The 4,784-nt window shown below is 63.4% G+C and carries 5 protein-coding genes; 2 read left to right on the top strand and 3 right to left on the bottom strand.

Annotated features, from left to right (window positions below; genetic code table 11):
* The coding region (locus EOA75_RS28920) for a winged helix-turn-helix domain-containing protein (RefSeq protein ID WP_164747625.1) at positions 1-116 on the top strand (116 nt) is incomplete at its 5' end.
* Between the two features lie 246 nt (positions 117-362).
* The gene (locus EOA75_RS28915; RefSeq protein WP_067322970.1) at positions 363-821 is read left to right on the top strand and encodes a cyclic nucleotide-binding domain-containing protein; all 459 of its coding nucleotides are present in this window, start codon (positions 363-365) and stop codon (positions 819-821) included.
* A gap of 33 nt (positions 822-854) precedes the next feature.
* Here the strand turns inward: EOA75_RS28915 and EOA75_RS28910 are convergent, their stop codons facing one another.
* From EOA75_RS28910 to EOA75_RS28900, 3 genes are all read right to left on the bottom strand, one after another.
* Positions 855-1,655: an exodeoxyribonuclease III gene (locus EOA75_RS28910; protein WP_127325760.1), complete on the bottom strand. Its 801-nt coding sequence runs from the start codon at positions 1,653-1,655 to the stop codon at positions 855-857.
* 103 nt (positions 1,656-1,758) lie between these two features.
* Positions 1,759-2,427 carry an outer membrane lipoprotein carrier protein LolA gene (locus tag EOA75_RS28905; RefSeq protein WP_066998340.1) on the bottom strand — a complete coding sequence of 223 codons (669 nt, stop codon included), beginning with the start codon at positions 2,425-2,427 and terminating at the stop codon, positions 1,759-1,761.
* A gap of 143 nt (positions 2,428-2,570) precedes the next feature.
* Positions 2,571-4,784: DNA translocase FtsK (locus EOA75_RS28900; protein WP_164747624.1), on the bottom strand; the 2,214-nt coding region annotated here is incomplete at its 5' end.

The raw sequence follows: 4,784 nt of genomic DNA, 5'->3' as shown, positions 1-4,784 counted from the left end.
TCACCACCCACACGCTGGAAACCCATGTCTACCGGCTGCGCCAGAAGATTGAGCGCGATCCTTCCAATGCCGAAATTCTTGTGACAGAAAGCGGCGGCTACAAGCTGGTTCCTTAAACATTTCATGATCTAGAGCGATTCCAGGAAAAGTGTGAAAGCGGTTTTCCGATCGGAATTGCGTCGAACCAAACAGATAGGCGGTCGGGCGGGATTGCCTCGGGTACGATCCTGATGCTGGAGGGTGATGGATCGGCTCGCTGCACGCATCGCACGATGCGTGATTGAAAGTTGGAGTGCGCGCTCCCGCAAGGAGACGGCGCTCCAAAGGAGGGACTGGACTGACCGCTCGGGGACACAGCTAGCATGGCGCTGGATGACGACATCCGCATCCTGTCCGCCGTGAAGCTTTTTCAGGGCTTCACGCAGGAACAGTTGCGCCTGCTGGCCTTCGGCGCCGAGACCACTTTTCTGCAGGCCGACCACAAGCTCTACCGCGAGGATGACGTGGCCGACTCGGCCTATATCGTCGTCAGCGGGCGCATAGTCCTCTATCGCGAGCAAGGCACCGGCGAACGCGTCCCGATCGGCACGGCAGGCCCCGGCGCCATGCTCAGCGAACTGGCCCTTATCGCCGACACCAACCGGCTGACCAGCGCCTCGGCCGCGATCGATTCGGAAGTTATCCGCTTGAGCCGAAAGATGTTTCGCCGCATCCTCGAGGAATATCCGGAGCTCGCGGTGCAGCTGCATGAGCGCATCCTGGAGGAATTCCAAGAGATGATCGCCCGCATCGAGGAGCTCGCGCCACGGTTTACGGAATAGACGCGCCGCAGCGTCTCTGCCGATTGATAGCGCTCAATCCAATTCAAACTTAGCGATGACCGGCACATGGTCCGACGGCTTCTCCCAGCCGCGCGCCGCCTTGACAATCTCGTAACCGGCAAAGCTCGGCACCAGATTGGCGGACGACCAGATATGGTCGAGCCGCCGGCCGCGGTCCGATGCTTGCCAGTCCTTCGCGCGGTAGCTCCACCAGGTGTAGAGCTTTTGCTCGGCCGGCACGTTGAGCCGCATCAGGTCAACCCAGCCGCCGGCCCGCCGCATCGCCTCGAAGTTTTCGGTCTCGACCGGCGTGTGGCTGACGACGTTGAGCAATTGCTTGTGCGACCACACGTCATGCTCCTGCGGCGCGATGTTGAGGTCGCCCACCAGGATCGAGGCATCGTGCTCGCTCGCCGGCACGCTGTTCATCTCAAAGACGAAATCGAGCTTGTGGCGGAATTTCCGGTTGATCTCCGGGTCGGGCTCATCGCCGCCGGCCGGAACGTAGAAATTGTGCAGCAGGATCGACCTGCCGCCGGCCTGGACCTTGACCGAGAGATGCCGGCTGTCGTCGATCTCGCAGAAACGCCGCTTCTCGACCAGCGCGATCGGCCGGCGCGCCACCGTCGCCACGCCGTGATAGCCTTTCTGGCCGTGGAACAGGATGTGCTGGTATCCGGCCTTGCGGAAAGCCTTTTCCGGAAACAGCTCGTCCGGGACCTTGGTTTCCTGCAGGCAGAGCACGTCCGGCGCGTGCTCCTTGAGCAGCCGCTCGACGATCGGCATGCGCAGACGCACCGAGTTGATGTTCCAGGTGGCTATGGTGAAGGGCATTCAGGCAGGTCCGGCAAAAGATCGCCGATCTACTGCCAGCCACGCGCCATAAAGACAAGCCGGCCCGCGCTGCAAGCCGGCCCTGCCCTGAATATGGGCGGACCTACCGCGTCTTGGTATTGAGCTCGCGGTTCGCCGTATAATCGATCGCGAAGGTGCCGTCCGGAATGGAGACGCCTTCCTTGACGTTGAAGATCATCACCGTTGTGTCCTTGCCCTGTGCGTCGGTGATCGTCCACTGGCGCAGTTCATAGGTCTTCGGATCGAACATCATGGTGATCTTGGCGTTGCCGAACACCGACTTGTCGGAGAGTTGGATGGTGGTGAGGTCGTCTTCTTCCTTGACGGCCTTCACGCGCCCGCCCGAGAGATCGATCCGGTCGTCGAGCAAAAGCTTCAAGGGCGTCTTCGACAGCGGATAGAGGTCGGAGGTGTTCAGCTTCTTGTTGAGGATGACGACCGACTTGCCGTCGGAGATCACCCGGAAATTCGACGATCCGTCATAGTTGAAACGGATTTTGCCGGGACGTTCGAGGAAGAACTTGCCGCCGGTCTGCTCGCCCTTCGGGCCGAACTGAACGAATTCGCCGCTCATCGATTTGACCGAGGAAAAATGATCGGCGATCTTTTGCGCCGCCGGCGGAACGGCGGCCTGAGCCAAGGCCAGAAGTTGGAAGCCCGGCACGACATTGATGGCGGCGGCGCCAGCGAGCACCAGGCCAAGGCCGAGCAGCTGTCGGCGGGTCGGAGCGAAATCTGTCTGGGTCTTCATGCCGGTCACTTCCTGTGATTTGCCTTGGTCGCTGTCTCTGGACCGCCAGTTGGGCCTAAGTTTGGCGGGTCGCACGGCGCTTGGTCGCATCAACGCGCCAGAGGGTTCAAAGTTGCCGGCCGCCTCCCGTAGGCCTCGCCGGGCTAGAACTTATCGTCCTCGGTGGGAACGAGAATCTCGCGTTTGCCGGCGTGGTTGGCCGGGCCGACGATGCCTTCCTTCTCCATCTTCTCGATGATTGACGCCGCGCGGTTGTAGCCGATGCCCAGCCGGCGCTGGATGTAGCTGGTCGAGGCCTTGCCGTCGCGCAGCACCACGGCCACCGCCTGATCGTAGGGATCGTCGGAATCCTCGAAATTGCCGCCCCCACCGCCGCCGCCGGAACCGCCCCGGCCCGAGGCGCCGTCCTCGTCGTCTTCCTCGTCATCCTCGGTGATGGCGTCGAGATACTCCGGCACGCCCTGCAGTTTGAGATGGCCGACGATCCGTTCGACCTCGTCGTCCGAGACGAAGGGACCGTGGACACGCTGGATGCGGCCGCCGCCCGCCATGTAGAGCATGTCGCCCATGCCGAGCAGCTGCTCGGCGCCCTGCTCGCCCAGGATGGTGCGGCTGTCGATCTTCGACGTCACCTGGAAGGAGATGCGGGTGGGGAAATTGGCCTTGATGGTGCCGGTGATGACGTCGACCGACGGGCGCTGCGTCGCCATGATGACATGGATGCCGGCGGCGCGCGCCATCTGCGCCAGGCGCTGCACCGCGCCTTCGATGTCCTTGCCGGCCACCATCATCAGGTCGGCCATTTCGTCGATGATGACGACGATATAGGGCATCGGCTCGAGGTCGAGATCCTCGGTCTCGTAGATCGCCTCGCCGGTCTGGCGGTCGAAGCCGGTCTGCACGGTGCGCGAGATTTTCTCACCCTTCTTCTCGGCCTGGCTGACGCGTGCGTTGAAGCCGTCGACATTGCGCACGCCGACCTTGGACATCTTGCGGTAGCGGTCTTCCATCTCGCGCACCGTCCATTTCAGCGCCACCACCGCCTTCTTCGGATCGGTGACGACGGGCGTGAGCAGATGCGGGATGCCGTCATAGACCGAGAGCTCGAGCATCTTCGGATCGATCATGATCAGCCGGCATTCCTGGGGGGTGAGCCGGTAGAGCAGCGACAGGATCATGGTGTTGATGGCGACCGACTTGCCCGAGCCGGTGGTGCCGGCGACCAGCACATGCGGCATCTTGGCGATGTCGACGATGACCGCCTCGCCGTTGATGGTCTTGCCGAGCGCCAAAGCGAGCTTCGCCTTGGTGGTTTCGAAGTCGCGGCTCGCCATGATCTCGCGCAGATAGACTGTCTCGCGCTTGGCATTCGGCAGCTCGATGCCGATGGCGTTGCGGCCGGGCACGACGGCGACGCGGCAGGCGATCGCGCTCATCGAGCGGGCGATGTCGTCGGAAAGGCCGATGACGCGCGAGGATTTGATACCGGGCGCAGGTTCCAGCTCATAGAGCGTGACGACCGGACCCGGGCGGACATGGATGATCTCGCCCTTGACGCCGAAATCCTCGAGCACGCCTTCGAGCAGCCTTGCGTTCTGCTCCAGCGCGTCCTTCGACAGGCTCGGGTCTTTCGCGACGTTCTTCGGTTCGGACAGGAAATGCAGCGACGGCATCTCGAACGTGCCGGAGCCGATGAGCGAGGTCTGCGCCTCGCGCTGAACGCGTGCGCCTTGCACCGGGCGCGGCGCAGGCGCCTCCACGCGCGTCGCCGCGTCCGAGCGGAAGTTGCGCACATTGGCGCGGCGCTGGACCGGCTCCTCGTCGTCGAAGTCGTCGATATCGGCCTCTTCGTCGTCGAAGACATTGTCGTCCACGGGATCGACCGAAGCGCTGCGGTCGTTGACCATTGCGGCGAAGAATTCCGGCTCGACACGGGCGCGGCCGCCGGGGCTCATCCTGGATTCGGCGTACTCGGCCGATTCGACCCGTTCGGCGGCGCGGCGCCAGGCGCTGGCCCGCGGCTCAATCTGAGGCTCGAACTCGTCACGCTCCTGCCTGCGGCGCGCGGCACGCCGATGCATCCATGCACGGAAGGACAGCCACCAATGGGTGATGGCGCCGAGCGCAAGAATGCCTTCGTCGCCCTCGTCTTCATCCTCATCGAAGAGCAGATCGTCCTGCTCGCGCGGTTCCGGCTCGGCGGCGCGCGCCATGACGGCAAAGCCGTTCTTGCGCGCGATCAGCGCTGAGCCATAGGCGAACAGCCAGAGCGCCGGCGTCGCGAGCACAACGGCGATGATGGTGGCGAAAAGGCCCTTCGGATAGCCGCCGACGGCGATGCCCGGGATCTTCAGCAC

Source organism: Mesorhizobium sp. M1A.F.Ca.IN.022.07.1.1 (genome assembly GCF_003997575.1).
Taxonomy (GTDB): Bacteria; Pseudomonadota; Alphaproteobacteria; order Rhizobiales; family Rhizobiaceae; genus Mesorhizobium.
This window is presented reverse-complemented; position numbering and strand designations above follow the sequence as displayed.

What these genes read in the sequence shown, in the direction of transcription:
- EOA75_RS28910 (WP_127325760.1), bottom strand. Translation starts at nt 1,655, where the DNA reads ATGCCCTTCACCATAGCCACCTGGAACATCAACTCGGTGCGTCTGCGC.
- EOA75_RS28905 (WP_066998340.1), bottom strand. Translation starts at nt 2,427, where the DNA reads ATGAAGACCCAGACAGATTTCGCTCCGACCCGCCGACAGCTGCTCGGC.
- EOA75_RS28915 (WP_067322970.1), top strand. Translation starts at nt 363, where the DNA reads ATGGCGCTGGATGACGACATCCGCATCCTGTCCGCCGTGAAGCTTTTT.